The sequence below is a fragment of the Streptomyces sp. NPDC042201 genome, from assembly GCF_055582185.1.
Genome location: NZ_JBVJDS010000003.1, coordinates 683,346 through 701,659, shown reverse-complemented (window position 1 = coordinate 701,659; position 18,314 = coordinate 683,346). Strand labels below are relative to the sequence as shown.

General features: G+C 70.0%; 14 protein-coding genes. 10 read left to right on the top strand and 4 right to left on the bottom strand.

Features of this window, described 5'->3' with window-relative positions:
• Window positions 1–18: 18 nt before the first annotated feature.
• The 3 genes from ACZ6MZ_RS10540 to ACZ6MZ_RS10530 all read right to left on the bottom strand — a co-directional run bounded on the left by ACZ6MZ_RS10540 (window position 19) and on the right by ACZ6MZ_RS10530 (window position 5,831).
• On the bottom strand, window positions 19–2,475 hold the full coding sequence (locus tag ACZ6MZ_RS10540) for an ATP-binding SpoIIE family protein phosphatase (protein ID WP_469351036.1): 2,457 nt from the start codon (window positions 2,473–2,475) through the stop codon (window positions 19–21).
• A 134-nt stretch (window positions 2,476–2,609) separates the two neighbouring features.
• Window positions 2,610–5,063 carry an MFS transporter gene (locus tag ACZ6MZ_RS10535; protein WP_469351034.1) on the bottom strand — a complete coding sequence of 818 codons (2,454 nt, stop codon included), beginning with the start codon at window positions 5,061–5,063 and terminating at the stop codon, window positions 2,610–2,612.
• A gap of 276 nt (window positions 5,064–5,339) precedes the next feature.
• Window positions 5,340–5,831, bottom strand: a complete 492-nt coding sequence (locus ACZ6MZ_RS10530; protein WP_384181332.1) for an SRPBCC family protein — start codon at window positions 5,829–5,831, stop codon at window positions 5,340–5,342.
• Between the two features lie 136 nt (window positions 5,832–5,967).
• Here ACZ6MZ_RS10530 and ACZ6MZ_RS10525 point away from each other — a divergent pair, with 136 nt between their 5' ends.
• The 3 genes from ACZ6MZ_RS10525 to ACZ6MZ_RS10515 all read left to right on the top strand — a co-directional run bounded on the left by ACZ6MZ_RS10525 (window position 5,968) and on the right by ACZ6MZ_RS10515 (window position 8,055).
• Entirely contained in the window at window positions 5,968–7,026 is a 1,059-nt protein-coding gene (locus ACZ6MZ_RS10525) for an Rv2578c family radical SAM protein (protein ID WP_469351031.1), read from the top strand.
• A 70-nt stretch (window positions 7,027–7,096) separates the two neighbouring features.
• Complete coding sequence (locus ACZ6MZ_RS10520) at window positions 7,097–7,510, top strand: RidA family protein (protein WP_469351029.1); 414 nt, start codon at window positions 7,097–7,099, stop codon at window positions 7,508–7,510.
• Window positions 7,507–8,055, top strand: a complete 549-nt coding sequence (locus ACZ6MZ_RS10515) for a GNAT family N-acetyltransferase (RefSeq protein ID WP_469351027.1) — start codon at window positions 7,507–7,509, stop codon at window positions 8,053–8,055. Before ACZ6MZ_RS10520 ends, ACZ6MZ_RS10515 begins: the two co-directional genes overlap by 4 nt.
• Here ACZ6MZ_RS10515 and ACZ6MZ_RS10510 read toward each other — a convergent pair.
• A complete protein-coding gene (locus tag ACZ6MZ_RS10510) occupies window positions 8,004–8,570 on the bottom strand; it encodes an adenylosuccinate lyase (RefSeq protein WP_469351025.1) in 567 nt (188 codons plus the stop codon). The two genes, ACZ6MZ_RS10515 and ACZ6MZ_RS10510, sit on opposite strands and share 52 nt — an antisense overlap.
• A gap of 328 nt (window positions 8,571–8,898) precedes the next feature.
• Between ACZ6MZ_RS10510 and ACZ6MZ_RS10505 the strand changes: the two genes are divergently transcribed.
• The 7 genes from ACZ6MZ_RS10505 (at window position 8,899) to ACZ6MZ_RS10475 (ending at window position 18,176) form a co-directional block, all read left to right on the top strand.
• Window positions 8,899–10,680: a 3-hydroxyacyl-CoA dehydrogenase family protein gene (locus ACZ6MZ_RS10505; protein WP_469351024.1), complete on the top strand. Its 1,782-nt coding sequence runs from the start codon at window positions 8,899–8,901 to the stop codon at window positions 10,678–10,680.
• A gap of 151 nt (window positions 10,681–10,831) precedes the next feature.
• Window positions 10,832–11,644 carry a TetR family transcriptional regulator gene (locus tag ACZ6MZ_RS10500; RefSeq protein ID WP_384181320.1) on the top strand — a complete coding sequence of 271 codons (813 nt, stop codon included), beginning with the start codon at window positions 10,832–10,834 and terminating at the stop codon, window positions 11,642–11,644.
• A 414-nt stretch (window positions 11,645–12,058) separates the two neighbouring features.
• Window positions 12,059–13,396: a crotonyl-CoA carboxylase/reductase gene (ccrA, locus tag ACZ6MZ_RS10495; protein WP_469351022.1), complete on the top strand. Its 1,338-nt coding sequence runs from the start codon at window positions 12,059–12,061 to the stop codon at window positions 13,394–13,396.
• A 9-nt stretch (window positions 13,397–13,405) separates the two neighbouring features.
• Window positions 13,406–15,418 carry a protein meaA gene (locus ACZ6MZ_RS10490; RefSeq protein ID WP_469351020.1) on the top strand — a complete coding sequence of 671 codons (2,013 nt, stop codon included), beginning with the start codon at window positions 13,406–13,408 and terminating at the stop codon, window positions 15,416–15,418.
• Window positions 15,415–16,416 carry an HpcH/HpaI aldolase/citrate lyase family protein gene (locus ACZ6MZ_RS10485; RefSeq protein ID WP_469351018.1) on the top strand — a complete coding sequence of 334 codons (1,002 nt, stop codon included), beginning with the start codon at window positions 15,415–15,417 and terminating at the stop codon, window positions 16,414–16,416. Before ACZ6MZ_RS10490 ends, ACZ6MZ_RS10485 begins: the two co-directional genes overlap by 4 nt.
• Before the next feature lie 3 nt (window positions 16,417–16,419).
• Entirely contained in the window at window positions 16,420–16,965 is a 546-nt protein-coding gene (locus tag ACZ6MZ_RS10480) for a MaoC family dehydratase (protein WP_389784836.1), read from the top strand.
• Window positions 16,966–16,970: 5 nt separating this feature from the next.
• Entirely contained in the window at window positions 16,971–18,176 is a 1,206-nt protein-coding gene (locus tag ACZ6MZ_RS10475) for an acyl-CoA dehydrogenase family protein (RefSeq protein ID WP_384181311.1), read from the top strand.
• Window positions 18,177–18,314: the final 138 nt, after the last annotated feature.

Below are 18,314 nucleotides of genomic sequence, written 5' to 3'. Positions count from 1 at the left end.
GAGGGCGGCGGCCTTCCCTCAGCGTGCCTTGCGCGCCAGTGCCTGTTCGAACCAGACCGTCTTGCCGAGAGCTGTCGTGCTGGTGCCCCACTCCCTGGCCAGACTGCTCACCACCCGTAACCCGCGCCCGAACTCGTCGTCCCGGCCCGCGTCCAGCAGGGCCGCCGGGGCCGGTTCGTCGTCCATGACCTCGCACAGCAGGGCGTCCGTACGGACCAGCCGCAGGCCGACCCGGCCCGACCGCGCGTGGTTCATGGCATTGGTGACCAGCTCGCTGACCAGCAGCTCGGCCGTCTCCACCGCCTCCGGCAGCTCCCAGTCGAGCAGCCGTCCGCGCACCAGGCGTCTGGCCCTGGCCACCTCGCGCGGGTCCAGGGCGAGTTTGTATTCGGCGACGTTCTCGTCCGGGATGCCGTTCAGCCTGGCCATCAGCAGGGCCACATCGTCCTTGCGCCCGCCACGGGTGTTGAGCGCGCGGATGATGGTGTCGCAGGCGTCGTCCATCGAGGCGGCGGGATGCGCGGCGGACGCGCAGAGCGCCGCCAGCCCGTCCCCGATGTCCTCGCCGCGTACCTCGACCAGGCCGTCGGTGCACAGCACCAGCCGGTCGCCGGGACGGACCCGTACGATCGCTGTCTCGAAGGCCACTCCGCCGACACCGATGGGCGCGCCCGTGGGCAGGTCGAGCACCTCGCCGCTGCCGTCCTCGGCCCGGACGAGCACCGGCGGGACATGGCCGGCGTTGGCGATCTGGAGCTCGGAGTGGATGGGGTCGTACACCGCGTAGAGACAGGTCGCGAGATACAGCTCGCCGAGCCGCTGCGCCAAGTCGTCAAGATTACGGAGCAGTTGGGCAGGCGGCATCTCCATGGTCGCCATCGTCTGTACGGCGGTACGCAACTGGCCCATCATCGCCGCCGAGTTGAGGCCATGGCCCATGACGTCGCCGACGATGAGAGCGGTGCGTGAGCCGGGCAGTTTGACGGCGTCGAACCAGTCGCCACCGATCCGGCCGAGCTGGGTGCCCGGCAGATAGCGGGTGGCGATGTCGCACCCCGCCATGCGCGGCGTGACCTGCGGCAGCATGCTGTCCTGCAGCGTCTCCGCGACCTGCTCCTGGTACGTGTACATCCGGGCGTTGTCGAGCACCAGACCGGCCCTGGCGGCGAGTTCGGCGCCGGTCGTACGGTCCATGTCGTCGAACGGCTCCCGGTCGGGACGCCGCAGCAGCACCATGAAGCCGAGCACCACGTCGCGCGCCTTCAGCGGTACGACCAGCAGGGACCGGTTGTTGATGAGGGGCCGCAGATCCCGCTTCTCGAACTCCCCCGAGATGCGGTCACCGTCCTCCTCGCTGAGCCGCGGGATGAGCACGGGCTCGCCCGTGACCATGCACTGGAAGAACGGCGTGTGCTCGGGGAAGGAGATGGCCTCGCCGACCGGCACGGTGTCGTCCCAGCGGCCCGGTGCGTCGGTGTGCTCGACCCACACCCGGTGCCAGACCGTGGTCACATCGGGCGGGCCGTCGGGGAATCCCTCGCCGGCGAGGACCGCGGCCCGCAGATGGGTGCCCGCGAAGTCGGCGAAGCGCGGCACGGCGGCGCTGGTGACCTCACGGATGGTGCGTGCGAGATCGAGGGACGTACCGATACGGCCGCTGACCTCGTTCAGGAACTCCAACCGTTCCCGCACCTCGGCGTATTCGAGGTCGAGTCGCGGAGTCGGCACCGGCTCCTGCCGGAGCCGCGCGGCTCCCATCGAGGGCTCCGGCGCGCTCTGCCGTCCGGCCGTCCGGCGCGGCACCCCCCAGTCGGGGGTGACCGGCACCCGGTCGTGGTGGCTGAATTCCAGTACGGGGTAGCCCAGTTCGAGGACCTGCGCGACGATACGGCCGGACTCGGCGGGGCCCATGTTCGGCAGGATGTCCGGCAGCCGCCGGGCCAGCGCGTCGGCGTCCTGGAACTCCGTGTGCAGGGCGAAGCCCGGGGTGATCCGCAGGATGTCGGGGTCCTCCCCCTCGTCCTCGCTCTTGCCGCCGCCCCCACCGTCGCCCTGGCCGTCCGTCCGGAACTGGCCCGCGTCGGCGGCGAGAATGAGATGGCGCCCCGGGCCCGGTCCGACCAGTGGGTAGGCCCACCAGAGCACATCGAGCCGGTCGCGTCCCGTCCCGGACACCTTCGCCCAGCCCGCGGTGGGGTAGGAACCACGGGCGTGCAGCTCAGGGCCCAACTCGTCGTACGTGTCGTACGCACCGTGGGCCACGCCGTGCTCGTTCTCGGCGAGGGCGCCGGCGACCGGCATCAGATCACCTGCGGGCCGGCCGACCGCGTCTTCCCTCGCACGGCCGAAAAGCCGCCGTGCCCCGGTCGACCAGTGCGACACCAGGCCGTCACCGTCCACGACGACCACGGCGAGCGGAATCCGGCCGGCCGCGGCGAGTGGCCGCGGCAGCCCCGGCGGAATACCCCTGTCCATGGGTGGGAGGCTCCTTCCCCGCCGCCAGGATCCGCGGCTCCGCCCTCCACGGTACGACCCTTACGCAGGTTCCGCCGGTCAATGAACTAATAGGTTGTGCGCCCGCGCACGCCCCCCGGTTGACTGAAAATCAGTCAGTCTTCATGGCCCAGTTGGAGATCGCGTTCGGTGCGTCCGCCGCCCGCCATCTGGAGCACGGTGGCGACCGGCGGATAGCCCGCCGCGATGACGGTGTACTCGCCGGACGAGAGGTCCACGAACCGGAAGGTGCCGTCGGCGCTCGTGGTGAGGGTGTCCACCACGTTGCCCGCCGCGTCGAGCAGCGTGACACGCGCGTCCTCGACGGGGCGGCCGCCGCCGGCGCGTACGGTGCCGCGCAGCACCGCTCCGCCGGCCAGTTCGATGTCCTGGCGGGTCTCGCGCGAGGCCTGCACACTGACCGGAAGCGCCGCGGGACGGAACGCGGGGGCGCTCGCGGCGAGGGTGTACTCCCCCGCCACCAGCTCCGAGATGACATAACTGCCCTCGCGGCCGCTGCGGGTGGACGCCACGACCTCTCCGCGTACATCCGTGAGGGTCACGGCGGCGTCGCGCACCGGGGTGCCGTCGGCGGTGACCACGGACCCGGCGAGGCGCCCCGCGCCGCCGAGGACCACGTCCAGCTCGATGGGCCGTTCGCCGACGGTGACGGTCACGGCCTGCGGCTGGTGCCCGCCCGCCGCCGCGATCATCACGTACGAGCCGGAGCCCGGCACGCTCAGCGCGTACCGCCCGTCCCCGCCGCTCGCCCCGCGCCCGATCTGCTGTCCATGGACATCGATGAGGGTGAGGGCGGCGTGCGGCACGATGGTGCCGTCGTGGTGCTGCACGGTGCCGCAGACGGCCACGCCGGAGGTGTGCGGGGGCGCGGGCGGGCCCGGGGCGGCGGCCGGGGAGCCGGAGGCCGCGGCGCGAGCGGAGGGGACTGCGGTGGAGGCGTTGTGGGACACCAGTGGTTTCTCCTTGAGGAAGAAGGCGATCAACAGGCCGAGGACGAGCACCGGCACGAGATAGAGGAAGATCCGCGGCATGGCGTCCGCGTACGCCTGGATGTAGGCGTCGCGCAGCGCGGGCGGCAGGGCGTGGACCGCCTGCGGGGTGATGGACTCGGCGCCGGGCAGGCCGGTCGCGACGGGGACGCGGTCGGCGAGGGCGTGGTCGAGCCGGTTGGCGAAGAGCGTGCCGAAGACGGCGGCCCCCACGCTGCCACCGATCTGCCGGAAGTAGTTGTTGGCGCTGGTGGCGGTGCCCAGGTCGGCGGGCGGCACGGCGTTCTGCACGGCGAGGATGAGCACCGGCAGCACCAGGCCGATCCCCAGACCGAGGAGTGCCTGCGCGATACCGCATTCGAGCCGGGACGTATCGGTCTCCAGCCGGGACAGCAGCCACATCCCGGCCACCGAGATCGCGCTGCCGAGCACCGGGTAGACCTTGTAGCGCCCGGTGCGGCTGATGAGCTGCCCGGAGACGACGGAGGCGACGACGATGCCGCCCATCATGGGCAGCATCAGCAGACCGGACTCGGTGGCGCTGGCCCCGTCGACCATCTGCAGGAAGGTCGGCAGATAGCTGGCGGCGCCGAACAGTGCCACGCCGACGACGGCGCCGATCAGGCTGGTGATGTTGAAGACCGAGTCGCGGAACAGCCGCAGGGGAATGATCGGCTGGGGCGCGAAGTGCTCGACGACCAGGAACAGCACGGCCGTTCCGGCGGCGCCGGCGGCCAGGCCGAGGATGACGCGCGAGCCCCACGCGTACTCCGTACCGCCCCAACTGGTCAGCAGGACCAGGCAGGTGGACGCGGCGGCGAGCATCAGCGCGCCGAGGACGTCCAGCCGGGCCCGGGCGGTGGGCTTGGGGAGTTTGAGCACGGCGGTCACGACGGCGAGGGTGACCAGGCCGAAGGGCACGTTGAAGTAGAAGCACCAGCGCCAGGAGGCATGGTCGGTGAAGAAGCCGCCGAGCAGCGGTCCTGCCACGGAGGCGAGGCCGAAGGCGGCGCCGATGAGCCCCATGAAGCGGCCGCGCTCCCGGGCCGGCACGATGTCCGCGATGATCGCCTGGACGCCGATCATGAGTCCGCCCGCGCCGATGCCCTGGATGGCGCGGAAGGCGATCAGCTGGTCCATGGTGCGGGACCAGCCGGCCAGCGCGGACCCGATCACGAAGACGACGATCGCGAACTGGAAGACGCCCTTGCGGCCGAAGAGATCGCCGAGTTTGCCGTAGATCGGCAGGCCGATCGTGGCGGTCAGCAGATAGGCGGTGATCGCCCAGGACATCCGGTCCAGGCCCTGCAGCTCGCCGACGATCTTCGGCAGCGCGGTGGCCACGATCATCTGTTCCAGCGCGGCCAGCAGCAGGGCGAGCATCAGCCCGAGGAAGACCAGGCGCACCCGGCGGGGGCTGAGGGGTTCGGCGGCGGCCGCGGCCGCGGTGCGTGGTGGTGGCGGCGGGCCGGCCGTGGCGGGAGCGGGCAGCGCCGCGGCCCGCTCGGCGTCCTGCCCGACGTCGGGCCCGACGTCCTTCACCAGAGTGATCCCGCCCACGTACTGCTCCCCTCGTCACACCTGCGCGGCGTCATTCTTCGCATTGCGCGCCAAGCGGGAGCAAGCGGAATGCTGTCCGCCGAAGGGGGTTGTGACGGGGGCGGGTTGGGCCGGGGAGCGCCTGCCGAGGCGCTCATCAGGGGCTTTCCCGCGACGTGTCGCGCGCTGGACGCACAACGGCGCCGCGGGGAAAACCACTCGAAACGGTGACTTCGGCGGTGACCTCGGCAGGATCGGCGGTGACCTCGGCAGAAGCCCGCCGGGCTACTCGCCCGGCTACTTCCCGGGCTCGGCGCCGGGCTCGGTGGCGGTGCCCGGCTCGGGCTTGTTCTCGGTCTCGGCGGCGAGCTTTTCGAGCAGCGCGTCGTAGATGCGCGCCAGGCCCTTGGGGGCGAAGGTCCGCTCGAAGAAGCCGCCGATGCCGCCGGCGCCGTCCCAGACGGTGGTGACGACGGCCTTCGAACGGCCCTCACCGGCCGGGGTGACGGTCCAGGTGGTGACCATCGAGGAGTTACGGTCCTTCTCCACGAGCCGCCCGTCACTCGGCTCGGTCACCTCCAGCAGACAGTCGCGCACGCGCTTGCTGGTGGCCTGCAGCTTCCAGTGGACGAGGGTGCCCTCGCCGTCGCCGCCCTCCCGCACCTCGTACTCGCTGTACTGCGCGGGCATGACCTTCGCACGGGTGTCCTCGTAGTCGGCCAGCGCATCGAACACCGTCTCCGCGTCCGCCGCGATGATCCGCTCCGTCGTGGCCTCGACCTGCGCCATGGCTCTTCCTCCAGCACTCGTACTTCGGTGGGGTGCGGCCAGCCAATCACCTCCGGAACCCCCGCCCAAATCCGCGCCGCGGCGATCAAGGGAACAAGTGTTCTATTCTGAGAGGAGCACTACCGAGGAGGTACCCATGCGCTGGGACAATCTGGCCGAAAACCCACCGGCAAACGGACCGGCGGGGGACATCGCGCTCTTCGGTACGGACGCGGTGACCACACGCACCTTCGACACCCCCGAGTTCCGCGGCATCACCTTCCACGAGGTCCGCGCCCGCTCGATCGTGAACCGGGTGCCGGGCGCGTCCCGTATGCCGTTCGAATGGACGGTGAACCCGTACCGGGGTTGCACGCACGCCTGCGTCTACTGCTTCGCGCGCAAGACCCACAGCTATCTGGATCTCGACACCGGTCTGGGCTTCGACTCCCAGATCGTCGTCAAGATCAACGCGCCGGAGCTGGTGCGCCGCCAGCTGGCCTCCAGCCGCTGGCAGGGGGCGCATATCGCGATGGGGACGAATGTCGACTGCTATCAGCGGGCGGAGGGGCGCTACCGGCTGATGCCGGGCATCATCTCGGCGCTGCGCGACCGCGCCAATCCCTTCTCCATCCTCACCAAGGGCACGCTGATCCTGCGCGATCTGGAGCTGCTGCGGGAAGCGGCCTCCGTCACCGAGGTGGGCGTCTCGGTCTCGGTCGGCTTCACCGACCAGGAGCTGTGGCGCACGGTGGAACCGGGCACGCCGTCGCCCGAGCGCCGCCTCGACGTCGTACGCGCCATGGCAGACAACGGCATCGGCTGCGGCGTGCTGATGGCGCCGGTCATCCCCTTCCTGGGCGACCGCCCCGACCAGCTGCGGGAGACGGTACGGGCGATAGCCGAGGCCGGCGCCACGTCCGTGACCCCGCTGGTCCTGCATCTGCGGCCGGGCGCCCGCGAGTGGTTCATGGCCTGGCTGGCGGAGCACCATCCACGGCTGGTGGCGCGCTACGAGCGCATGTACGCCGAGGGTGCGTACGCCCCCACCTGGTACCAGCGCCGCGTCACACGGCAGGTGCACGAGCTGGCGAACGAGTACGGGATCGGCCCCGCGAGCCGGGGCGCCGCCCGGCGCATCACCGACCCCAGGGATCCGGACCCGCCGACGGCACCGGAGCCCGGGCCCGGCGCCACGCAGCTCACGCTCCTGTGACGGCCTTCCGCCCTTCGGCCGGTCGGAAACCCCGTGGTCCGTTGTCAGTGGCGTCGGCCAGGATGGGCCCATGACTCGACTCACCCATCTCGGCTCCCCCGACGGGGTCGCCCCAGGAAACGGCTACAGCCATGTCGTCTGGGGGACGGGCAGGTTCGTCGCCGTCTCCGGCCAGTGCGCCTTTGACGAGGCCGGCGAGATCGTGGGCGTCGGTGACCCCGCCGCCCAGGCCCGTCAGGTCTTCGAGAACCTGTGCCGCTGTCTCGCCGCGGCCGGCGCCACCTTCGACGACGTCGTCAAGCTGACGTACTTCGTCACCGACGTCGCACACCTGCCCGCGGTACGAGCGGCCCGGGACGCGGTGATCGACACCGAACACCCGCCCGCGAGCTCAGCGGTCCAGGTGGCCGCGCTGTTCCGGCCCGAACTGCTCGTGGAGATCGAGGCGTTCGCGATACTCGAAGACCCGGCCCGGTCCCGATGACCGTCGAGATCCGCGAGATGACCGCCGACGACTGCGAAGCCGTCGCGACGGTCCGGATACGGGGCTGGCAGCACGCGTACGCGGGGCTGATGCCGCAGGCCTATCTGGACGCGCTGAGCGTCGAGGAGGACGCGGCCCGCCGCCGTGACCATCTCGCCCGGGGCAAAGGCCGGGTGGTCAATCTCGTGGCGGAACGCGCCGGCCGGGTGGCGGGATGGGGCTGCTACGGGCCCGGCCGCGACGAGGACGCGCCCGCCGGGTCCGCAGAGCTGTACGCGATCTATGTGCTGCCCGAGCAGCTCTCCACCGGGGTCGGCCGGGCCCTGATGGACGCGCTGACCAGCCGGGCCGCGGCAGAGGGCTGTCCGCTTCTGCTGCTCTGGGTCCTCGCGGGGAACGAGCACGCCCGCCGCTTCTACGAGAAGGCCGGATTCGCGCCGGACGGCGCCGAGGAGTCGTTCGAGGTGGGCGGGGTCTCGGTGGGGGAGGTGCGTTATGGGAGGCGGGTGAGTGCTGTCGTGGCGGCGGGGGACAGTCTCGGGTGATTTCGGGCCGCTTCCAGGACGGTGCGTGCCTGGGCGTCGCCGAGCAGGCCCAGGCCCTCTACGCAGGCGAGTGCCACCCGCCAGTGGGGTTCGTCGGGGGCCAGTAGCCGTTCGAGGGTGGTGATCAGTGCCGGTACGGACTCGGGGGCGCGCAGTTCGGTGAGCAGCCGTACGGGGTGGAGCGCGTACGCCGTCCGCAGCCCGTTGCCGGCGAGCGCGGCCGCGGCTCTGGGAGTGCGCGGGTCGTCGAGTTGGGCCAGTGCGTACGAGGCGGAGACGCAGCGCTCCGGATCGCGGTGGTTGAGGAGCAGCACCAGCGCCTCGAAGGCCCGCCGGTCGCCGGCGCAGCCCAGCCGGAACGCGGCGATCTCCCGGGCCCACAAGGGCTGGCTGCGCGCGGTGAGGACACCGGCCAGCTCTTCGTGGTCCTCGGTCCCGATGAGCAGTTCGTACGGGCCGGAGCCGCCGGACTCCTCCCGCACCCGGTCCGCGAGCGAGCGGAAGTCCTCATCCATGGCGGCCAGCGTATCGGCGCCCGCCGGAGCATCCGTGACACAGCGCACAATGAGCCAGCTATGGCGCGCTCGTTACTCGTCGGTTAATCTCAGATGAGCGGGTAACCCCCCGCGGCTCCCGGTGGCCTGGTGACGCAGCCATCGAGAGTGCTGTCGGTTCAGCACACCGTGGTCCGGCCCGTCCGGGCCGCGCGACGCGACTCCGGAACAGAGTCCCGTCACCCTTTCGCAGCGAACAGCGATCCGCATCCGCCGCGCTCCGCATGTCTGCCGGAGCCGCCCCGCGCGCGCCCTTCTTCAGTCGTCACTCATCCCCTGGAGTCCCGTGATGGACATCCCTCTCTCCACCATCGCCGTCGTCGGCCTCGGCACGATGGGGACCGGTATCGCCGAGGTCCTCGCCCGCGCCGGCCGTGAGGTCATCGGCATCGACATCAGTGACGCGGCCACCGGCCAGGCCGTCGCCGCGCTCGAAGCGTCCACCGCACGGGCCGTCGCACGCGGGCGGCTGACCGAGGAGGAGCGGCGCACGGTCCTGGCCCGCTTCCGTACCTTCTCCGATCTGCACGCCGCCGCCGACGCCGAGCTGGTGATCGAGGTCGTGCCGGAGTCGTACGAGACGAAGCAGCAGGTCATCCGCGCGCTGGACGGGATCGTCGGCCCCACGGCGATCCTCGCGACCGGCACCAACGCGCTGTCGGTGACCCGGCTCGCCGCGGACTCCGCGCACCCCGAGCGCGTGCTCGGGCTGCACTTCTTCAACCCCGCCCCGGCGATGAAGCTGGTCGAGGTGGTCTCCTCGGTCCTCACCTCCCCCCAGGCCGTCGCGGCGGTCACCGCGCTCGCCCATGAGCTGGGCAAGGAGCCGGTCGCGGTGGGCGACCGGCCCGGTTTCGTCGCGGACGGGCTGCTCTTCGGCTATCTCAACCAGGCCGCCGCGATGTACGAGGCCAAGTACGCCTCCCGTGAGGACATCGACGCGGCGATGCGGCTGGGCTGCGGTCTGCCGATGGGACCGCTCGCCCTGCTCGATCTGATCGGGGTCGACACCGCCCGTACCGTGCTGAACGCGATGTACGCGGCCTCCCAGGACCGGCTGCACGCCCCCGCGCCGGTCCTCCGGCAGCTCAGCGACGCCGGGCTGACCGGCCGCAAGTCCGGGCGCGGCTTCTATACGTACGACGCGCCCGGATCCGGCACGGTGGTGCCGGACGCCCTCACCCCGTCGCCGGCCGCGCGGAGCGTCTCCGGCCGCCCGGTGCGTTCGGTCGGCGTGGCCGGCTCCGGCACGATGGCGAGCGGCATCGCGGAGGTCTTCGCCACGGCGGGCTTCGACGTGGTGCTCGCGGCCCGGAGCCCGGAGAAGGCGGAGGCGGCCCGGGCCCGGACGGCGAAGTCCCTGGCGCGCTCGGTCGACAAGGGCAGGCTGACGGCCGAGGCCCGTGACGAGGCCCTGGCGAGGATCACCCCGGCCGGTTCGCTCGACGCGTTCGCCGAGGTGGATCTCGCCATCGAGGCGGTGGCCGAGGATCTGGAGATCAAGCGGCAGCTCTTCGCCACGCTCGACAAGGTCTGCCGGCCCGGCGCGGTGCTGGCCACGACGACGTCCTCGCTGCCGGTCGTCGCCTGCGCCCGCGCGACCTCGCGCCCCCAGGACGTCATAGGGATGCACTTCTTCAATCCGGCCCCGGCGATGAAGCTGGTCGAGGTGGTCCGTACGGTCCTCACGGCCGACGAGGTGCACGCCACGGCCCGCGAGGTCAGCACAGCCGTCCGCAAGCACCCGGTGGACTGCGGCGACCGCGCCGGTTTCATCGTGAACGCGCTGCTCTTCCCGTATCTGAACAACGCGATCAAGATGGTCGAGGAGCACTACGCGACGCTCGACGACATCGACGCCGCGATGAAGCTGGGCGGCGGCTATCCGATGGGCCCCTTCGAACTGCTCGATGTGGTCGGCCTCGATGTCTCACTCGCCATCGAGCGGGTCCTGCACCGCGAGTTCCGCGACCCGGGCCTGGCACCGGCGCCGCTGCTCGAACATCTGGTGGCCGCGGGATGCCTCGGCCGCAAGACGGGACGCGGCTTTCGCGAATATGCCCGGCGCTGACCCAGGCGCTGACCTAGGCGGTGATCCCGGCGCCGACCGCGGTGCCGACTCCGGCACTGACCCCGGCGCCGGCTGGGGCGGGCTGCTCGATCCCCCGGGCGGTCCGCCCCCGCAGGCGCGCTCTCCTGCGCCGATGCAGTACGTTCACCTCATGTCCCAGTCGGCCAAATCCCCCCGTACGAACACCACGTCCGACGTTCCGGAGAGCGCCGCGGGCACCCGCGCGGCCGCCCAGCGGCTGAAGATGCGCCGGGAGCTGGCGGCCGCGGCGATGGAACTGTTCGCGACCAAGGGGTACGAGGCGACGACCGTCGACGAGATCGCCGCCGCGGCCGGGGTCGCGCGCCGGACCTTCTTCCGGCACTTCCGTTCCAAGGAAGAGGCCATCTTCCCGGACCACGACGACACGCTCGTACGGGCGGAGGCGGTGCTCAACGCCGCACCGGCCCACGAGCACCCGCTCGACACGGTCTGCCGGGGCATCAAGGAAGTCATGCGGATGTACGCGGCCTCCCCGGCGGTCTCCGTGGAGCGCTACCGCCTCACCCGCGAGGTGCCCACGCTCCGCGAGCGCGAGATCGCCTCGGTGGCCCGCTACGAGCGGCTCTTCACCCGCTATCTGCTGGGCCACTTCGACGAGCGCGACCACACCGACGGCAATGACGACCCGCTGCTGGCGGAGGTGGCCGCGTCCGCGGTCGTCACCGCGCACAACCATGTGCTGCGCCGGTGGCTGCGGGCGGGCGGCCAGGGCGATGTGGAGACACAGCTCGACCACGCCTTCGCGATCGTCCGGGACACCTTCGGCACGGGCATCGGCGCCGGCCGGACCGTCGGCGGCAAGCCGCGGCACGCGGCGGCCTCGGCCCGCACCAGTGGCGACGTCCTCGTGACGGTGGCGCACACGGACGCGCCCCTCGACGAGGTCATGCGAACCATCCGCCAGGCGCTCAGGAACGCCTAGACCCTCCCAGGTCACCACCGGCGGTAACGCGCGGCGCGCGCTACCGCGTGCGTACGGCTGCCCTCGCGCCGATACGCCATGCGCACGCTCGGGCACATGAAGTGATATTTACCGCTTACAGGGCGGTAAACATTGCTCATGCGTGCCATGCGGGTGACAAGTGAGAGTAAATTTTGGCACCCAGTGCCTTGTCAGGTGTCACGGCGTGCCATACGTTGACGTTGTCCGGCTGTTCCCGCAAGCGATCCCGCTTGTGCCCCGGACGCCTGCGTCACAGGCACCTCCGCGCCCACCCGGCGCCGCCGATCTGCTCGATCAGCACACCGCGCACCCGCCGAACCGACGGCACACCTCCCTCGCACCGCAAGCAGCCCCCACGCACCACGCACCCTCAGCTTCGCCGGAGGCAAAACCGTGAAGGAAATCCTGGACGCGATCCAGTCGCCGGACAGCACGTCCGCCGACTTCGCCGCACTGCGCATCCCCGGCTCGTACCGCGCGGTGACCGTGCACAAGGACGAGACGGAGATGTTCAGCGGTCTCACCACCTCGGAGAAGGACCCGCGCAAGTCCCTCCATCTCGACGACGTGCCCGTGCCCGAACTCGGTCCTGGCGAGGCCCTCGTCGCCGTCATGGCCAGCTCGGTGAATTACAACTCCGTCTGGACCTCGATCTTCGAGCCCCTGCCGACCTTCGGGTTCCTGGAGCGGTACGGCAAGCTCAGCGAGCTCGCCAAGCGCCACGACCTGCCGTACCACGTCATCGGCTCGGACCTGTCGGGCGTGGTGCTGCGCACCGGACCCGGCGTCAACGCCTGGCAGCCGGGCGACGAGGTCGTCGCACACTGTCTCTCCGTCGAGCTGGAGTCGTCCGACGGCCACAACGACACGATGCTCGACCCCGAGCAGCGGATCTGGGGCTTCGAGACCAACTTCGGCGGCCTGGCGGAACTCGCGCTGGTGAAGTCCAACCAGCTGATGCCCAAGCCGCTCCACCTGAGCTGGGAGGAGGCCGCGGCTCCCGGCCTGGTCAACTCCACCGCGTACCGCCAGCTGGTGTCCCGCAACGGCGCCGGAATGAAGCAGGGCGACAACGTGCTGATCTGGGGCGCGAGCGGCGGACTCGGCTCGTACGCCACGCAGTTCGCGCTCGCCGGCGGGGCGAATCCGGTCTGTGTCGTCTCCAGCGACAAGAAGGCGGAGATCTGCCGGCGGATGGGCGCCGAGGCCATCATCGACCGTACCTCCGAGGGCTACGCGTTCTGGCGGGACGAGCACCACCAGGACCCGCGTGAGTGGAAGCGCTTCGGCAAGCGCATCCGCGAGCTGACCGGCGGCGAGGACGTGGACATCGTCTTCGAGCACCCCGGACGCGAGACCTTCGGCGCGAGTGTGTACGTCACGCGCAAGGGCGGCACGATCGTCACCTGCGCCTCGACCTCGGGCTACACCCACGAGTACGACAACCGCTATCTGTGGATGTCCCTGAAGCGGATCGTCGGCTCGCACTTCGCCAATTACCGCGAGGCGTGGGAGGCCAACCGTCTGGTCGCCAAGGGCAAGATCCACCCCACGCTCTCGAAGGTGTACGCGCTGGAGGACACCGGCCAGGCCGCGTACGACGTCCACCGCAACCGCCACCAGGGCAAGGTCGGGGTGCTGGCGCTGGCGCCCCGTGAGGGTCTGGGGGTGCGCGACGAGGAGATGCGGGCCGAGCACCTCGACGCCATCAACCGCTTCCGGAACATCTGAGGACGTCACATGACCGATCATCAGAAGGACCGGCCCTGGCTCATGCGGACGTACGCCGGTCACTCCACCGCCGAGGCGTCCAACGAGCTCTACCGGCGCAACCTCGCCAAGGGACAGACGGGCCTCTCGGTCGCGTTCGACCTCCCGACGCAGACGGGTTACGACCCCGATCACATCCTGGCCCGGGGCGAGGTCGGCCGGGTCGGGGTTCCGCTCTCGCATCTCGGCGACATGCGGCGGCTGTTCCAGGACATCCCTCTGGAGCGTACGAACACCTCGATGACCATCAACGCCACCGCGATGTGGCTGCTGGCGCTCTATCAGGTGGTCGCCGAGGAGCAGGGCGCGGACCTCACGAAGCTCCAGGGGACGACGCAGAACGACATCGTCAAGGAGTACCTCTCGCGCGGGACGCATGTCTTCCCGCCGGTGCCGAGTCTGCGGCTGACCACGGACATGATCACGTACACGGTGAACCACATCCCCAAGTGGAACCCCATCAACATCTGCAGCTACCACCTCCAGGAGGCGGGGGCGACCCCGGTACAGGAGATCGCGTACGCGATGTCCACCGCCGTGGCCGTGCTCGACGCGGTGTTCGCGTCCGGTCAGATCCCGGAGGACCGCAGGGGTGACGTCGTCGCCCGGATCTCCTTCTTCGTCAACGCCGGTGTCCGCTTCATCGAGGAGATGTGCAAGATGCGGGCCTTCTCCCGCATCTGGGACCAGGTGACCCGTGAGCGGTACGGCATCGAAAACGCCAGGCAGCGCCGCTTCCGCTATGGCGTCCAGGTCAACTCCCTCGGACTCACCGAGGCCCAGCCGGAGAACAACGTCCAGCGGATCGTCCTCGAAATGCTGGCGGTGACCCTCTCCAAGGACGCCCGCGCCCGCGCCGTGCAGCTGCCGGCCTGGAACGAGGCGCTGGGCCTGCCCCGGCCCTGGGACCAGCAGTGGTCGCTGCGTATCCAGCAGGTCCTGGCGCACGAGAGCGATCTGCTGGAGTACGAGGACATCTTCGAGGGCTCGCATGTCATCGAGGCCAAGGTGGCCTCCCTGGCCGCCGAGAGCCTGGCCGAGATGGACCGTATCGAGGCGATGGGCGGCGCGATGGCGGCCGTCGAGTCCGGCTATCTCAAGTCCCAGCTGGTCTCCTCGCACGCCGGACGGCGTGCGCGCATCGAGTCCGGCGAGGAGAAGATCGTCGGCGTCAACTGCTACGAGTCCACCGAGCCCAACCCGCTCACCGCGGATCTCGACACCGCGATCATGACGGTCGACCCGGCGAACGAGGCGCGGGTGGTGACGGCCCTGCACACCTGGCGGGACAACCGCGACGAGGCCCGCGCCACCGAGGCGCTGACCGCGCTGAAGAAGGCCGCCGCGGGCACCGCCAATCTGATGCCGGCCACCGTGGAGTGCGCGCGGGCCGGTGTGACGACCGGGGAGTGGTCCTGGGCGCTGCGCGATGTCTTCGGCGAGTTCCGCGCGCCCACCGGCGTGAGCGGCGCGCCGGTCGCGGTGACCGCCGAGGCGGGCACCCCGCTCGCGGCCGTACGGGAGAAGGTGTCCCGTACCGCCGAGGACCTCGGCTCGGGACGGCTGCGGCTGCTGGTCGGCAAGCCCGGTCTGGACGGGCACTCCAACGGCGCGGAGCAGATCGCCGTACGCGCCAGGGACGCCGGCTTCGAAGTGGTCTACCAGGGCATCAGGCTGACGCCCGAACAGATCGTCACGGCCGCGCTCGCCGAGGACGTGCACTGTGTGGGGCTGTCGATCCTGTCGGGTTCGCACGGAGCGCTGGTCCCCGATGTGCTCGCGCGGCTGCGCGAGGCGGGCGCGGCCGACATCCCGGTGATCGTCGGCGGGATCATCCCGAGCGCCGACGCCGAGGAGCTGCGGGCGGCCGGCGTGGCCGCCGTCTTCACCCCGAAGGACTTCGGGATCACCGGGATCATCGGCCGTATCGTCGACGAGATCCGGAAAGCGAACAGACTCGACCCTCTGGAGGTCCCCGCATGACCGCCCCCGCCGCCCCTCTCACTCCGGCCTCCCCCGGGGCCGCCGCGAACCGGTTGCGTCCGCGCCGCTCCTGCCTGGCCGTGCCGGGCTCGAACCCGCGCTTTCTGGAGAAGGCCCAGGGACTGCCGGCCGATCAGGTCTTCCTGGACCTGGAGGACGCGTGCGCGCCGCTCGCCAAGGAGGGCGCCCGCCACACCATCGTCGACGCGCTGAACAAGGGCGACTGGACGGGCAAGACCCGGGTCGTACGGGTCAACGACTGGACGACGCACTGGACGTACCGCGATGTGATCACGGTCGTGGAGGGCGCGGGCCACCACCTCGACTGCATCATGCTGCCGAAGGTCCAGGACGCCCAGCAGGTCATCGCCCTCGATCTGCTGCTGACCCAGATCGAGAAGACGATGGGCTTCGAGGTCGGCAGGATCGGTATCGAGGCCCAGATCGAGAACGCCAAGGGCCTGGTGAACGTCGACGAGATCGCGGCCGCCTCGCCGCGGCTCGAAACCATCGTCTTCGGCCCCGCCGACTTCATGGCCTCCATCAATATGAAGTCCCTGGTCGTCGGTCAGCAGCCGCCGGGCTATGGCGCGGACGCGTATCACTACATCCTGATGCGCATCCTGATGGCGGCCCGTACCCACGATCTCCAGGCGATCGACGGCCCGTACCTCCAGATCCGCGATGTGGCGGGATACCGCGAGGTGGCGGGCCGCGCCGCCGCTCTGGGCTTCGACGGCAAGTGGGTGCTGCACCCGGGCCAGATCGAGGCGTCGAACGAGATCTTCTCGCCCTCCCAGGAGGACTACGACCACGCCGAGCTGATCCTCGACGCGTACGAGTACTACACGTCCGAGGCGGGCGGCAAGAAGGGCTCCGCGATGCTCGGCGACGAGATGATCGACGAGGCCAGCCGCAAGATGGCTCTGGTCATCTCGGGCAAGGGCCGGGCCGCCGGGATGCGGCGTACCACCGCGTTCGAAACCCCGGAGGCGTGAGCGATGCAGTTCGGACGCACCTTTGAGGAGTTCGAGGTCGGCGCGGTGTACAAGCACTGGCCGGGCAAGACGGTCACCGAGTACGACGACCACCTGTTCTGTCTGCTCACCATGAACCATCACCCGCTGCACCTGGACAGCAACTACGCCGAGAAGACGACGGACTTCGGGAAGAACGTCGTGGTCGGCAACTACATCTACTCACTGCTGCTGGGCATGTCGGTGCCGGACGTCTCCGGGAAGGCCATCGCCAATCTGGAGGTGGAGTCGCTCAGGCATGTCGCGCCGACCTTCCACGGCGACACGCTCTACGGCGAGACGACCGTGCTGGACAAGACGCCGTCACGGTCCAAGAGCGACCGCGGAATCGTCCAGGTGGAGACGAGGGGCTACACCCAGAACGGCACGCTGGTCTGTGTGTTCCGCCGCAAGGTGATGGTCCCCACCGCGACGTACATCAAGGAGCGCGGCGGCGAGCAGCCGGGCCGCCCGCAGTTGTCGGACAGCCAGGACACGCCACAGCAGCCGCAGACGCCTCAGGGGAAGTGACAGCGATGAGCCGACTCGCCCAGACAGCCGGGCTGACCGACATCCAGCAGGAGATCCTGGCCACCGTCCGGGATTTTGTCGACAAAGAGATTCTCCCGGTCGCCACCGAACTGGAACACCGCGACGAGTATCCGACGCGAATCGTCGAGGGCCTGAAGGAACTCGGCCTGTTCGGGCTGATGATTCCCGAGGAGTACGGCGGCCTGGGCGAGTCCCTGCTCACCTACGCGCTCTGCGTGGAGGAGATCGCCCGGGGCTGGATGTCCGTCTCGGGCATCATCAACACCCATTTCATCGTGGCGTACATGCTCAAGCAGCACGGCACCCAGGAGCAGCGGGACACCTTCCTGCCCCGGATGGCGGCCGGCGAGGTGCGTGGCGCGTTCTCGATGTCGGAGCCCGGTCTCGGTTCCGATGTCTCGGCGATCACCTCCAAGGGCATCAGGGACGGCGACGCGTACGTACTGAACGGCCAGAAGATGTGGCTGACCAACGGCGCGACGTCCACGCTCGTCGCCGTGCTGTGCCGCAGCGACGAGGGCCATCCGGAGGGCACGGCTCCGCACAAGTCGATGACCACGTTCCTGGTCGAGAAGGAGCCCGGCTTCGGCGAGGTCAGGCCCGGTCTCACCATCCCCGGAAAAATCGACAAGATGGGCTACAAGGGCGTCGACACCACCGAGCTGATCATGGACGGACTACGCATTCCGGCCAATCGGGTCCTCGGCGGCGCCACCGGCCGAGGGTTTTACCAAATGATGGACGGTGTCGAAGTCGGCCGGGTGAATGTCGCGGCGCGTGGCTGCGGGGTCGCGCAGCGCGCTTTCGAACTGGGCGTCTCATATGCCCAGCAGCGTCACACTTTCGGAAAGCCCATCGCCCAGCACCAGGCGATCCAGTTCAAGCTGGCCGAAATGGCCACCAAGGTCGAGGCCGCCCATGCGATGATGGTCAACGCCGCACGCAAAAAGGATTCAGGGGAACGAAACGACCTGGAGGCGGGGATGGCGAAGTACCTCGCCGCCGAATACTGCAAGGAAGTCGTCGAGGACGCCTTCCGGATCCACGGCGGCTACGGCTTCTCCAAGGAGTACGAGATCGAGCGCCTCTACCGCGAGGCACCGATGCTGCTGATCGGTGAGGGCACCGCCGAGATCCAGAAAATGATCATCGGCCGCCGGTTGCTCGAGGAGTACCGATTCCAGGGCTGATTGTCTATTTTGGACCCGTTTAACAGCGAAGAAGATCACACCGTGTCGTCATCTGTCGTCGGCTTCCAGCCGTCCGACTCGGCTGCTGGCTTGCTCAGTTACGGCCGCCAACCGATACCATCGATGGAAAGCCGCCGT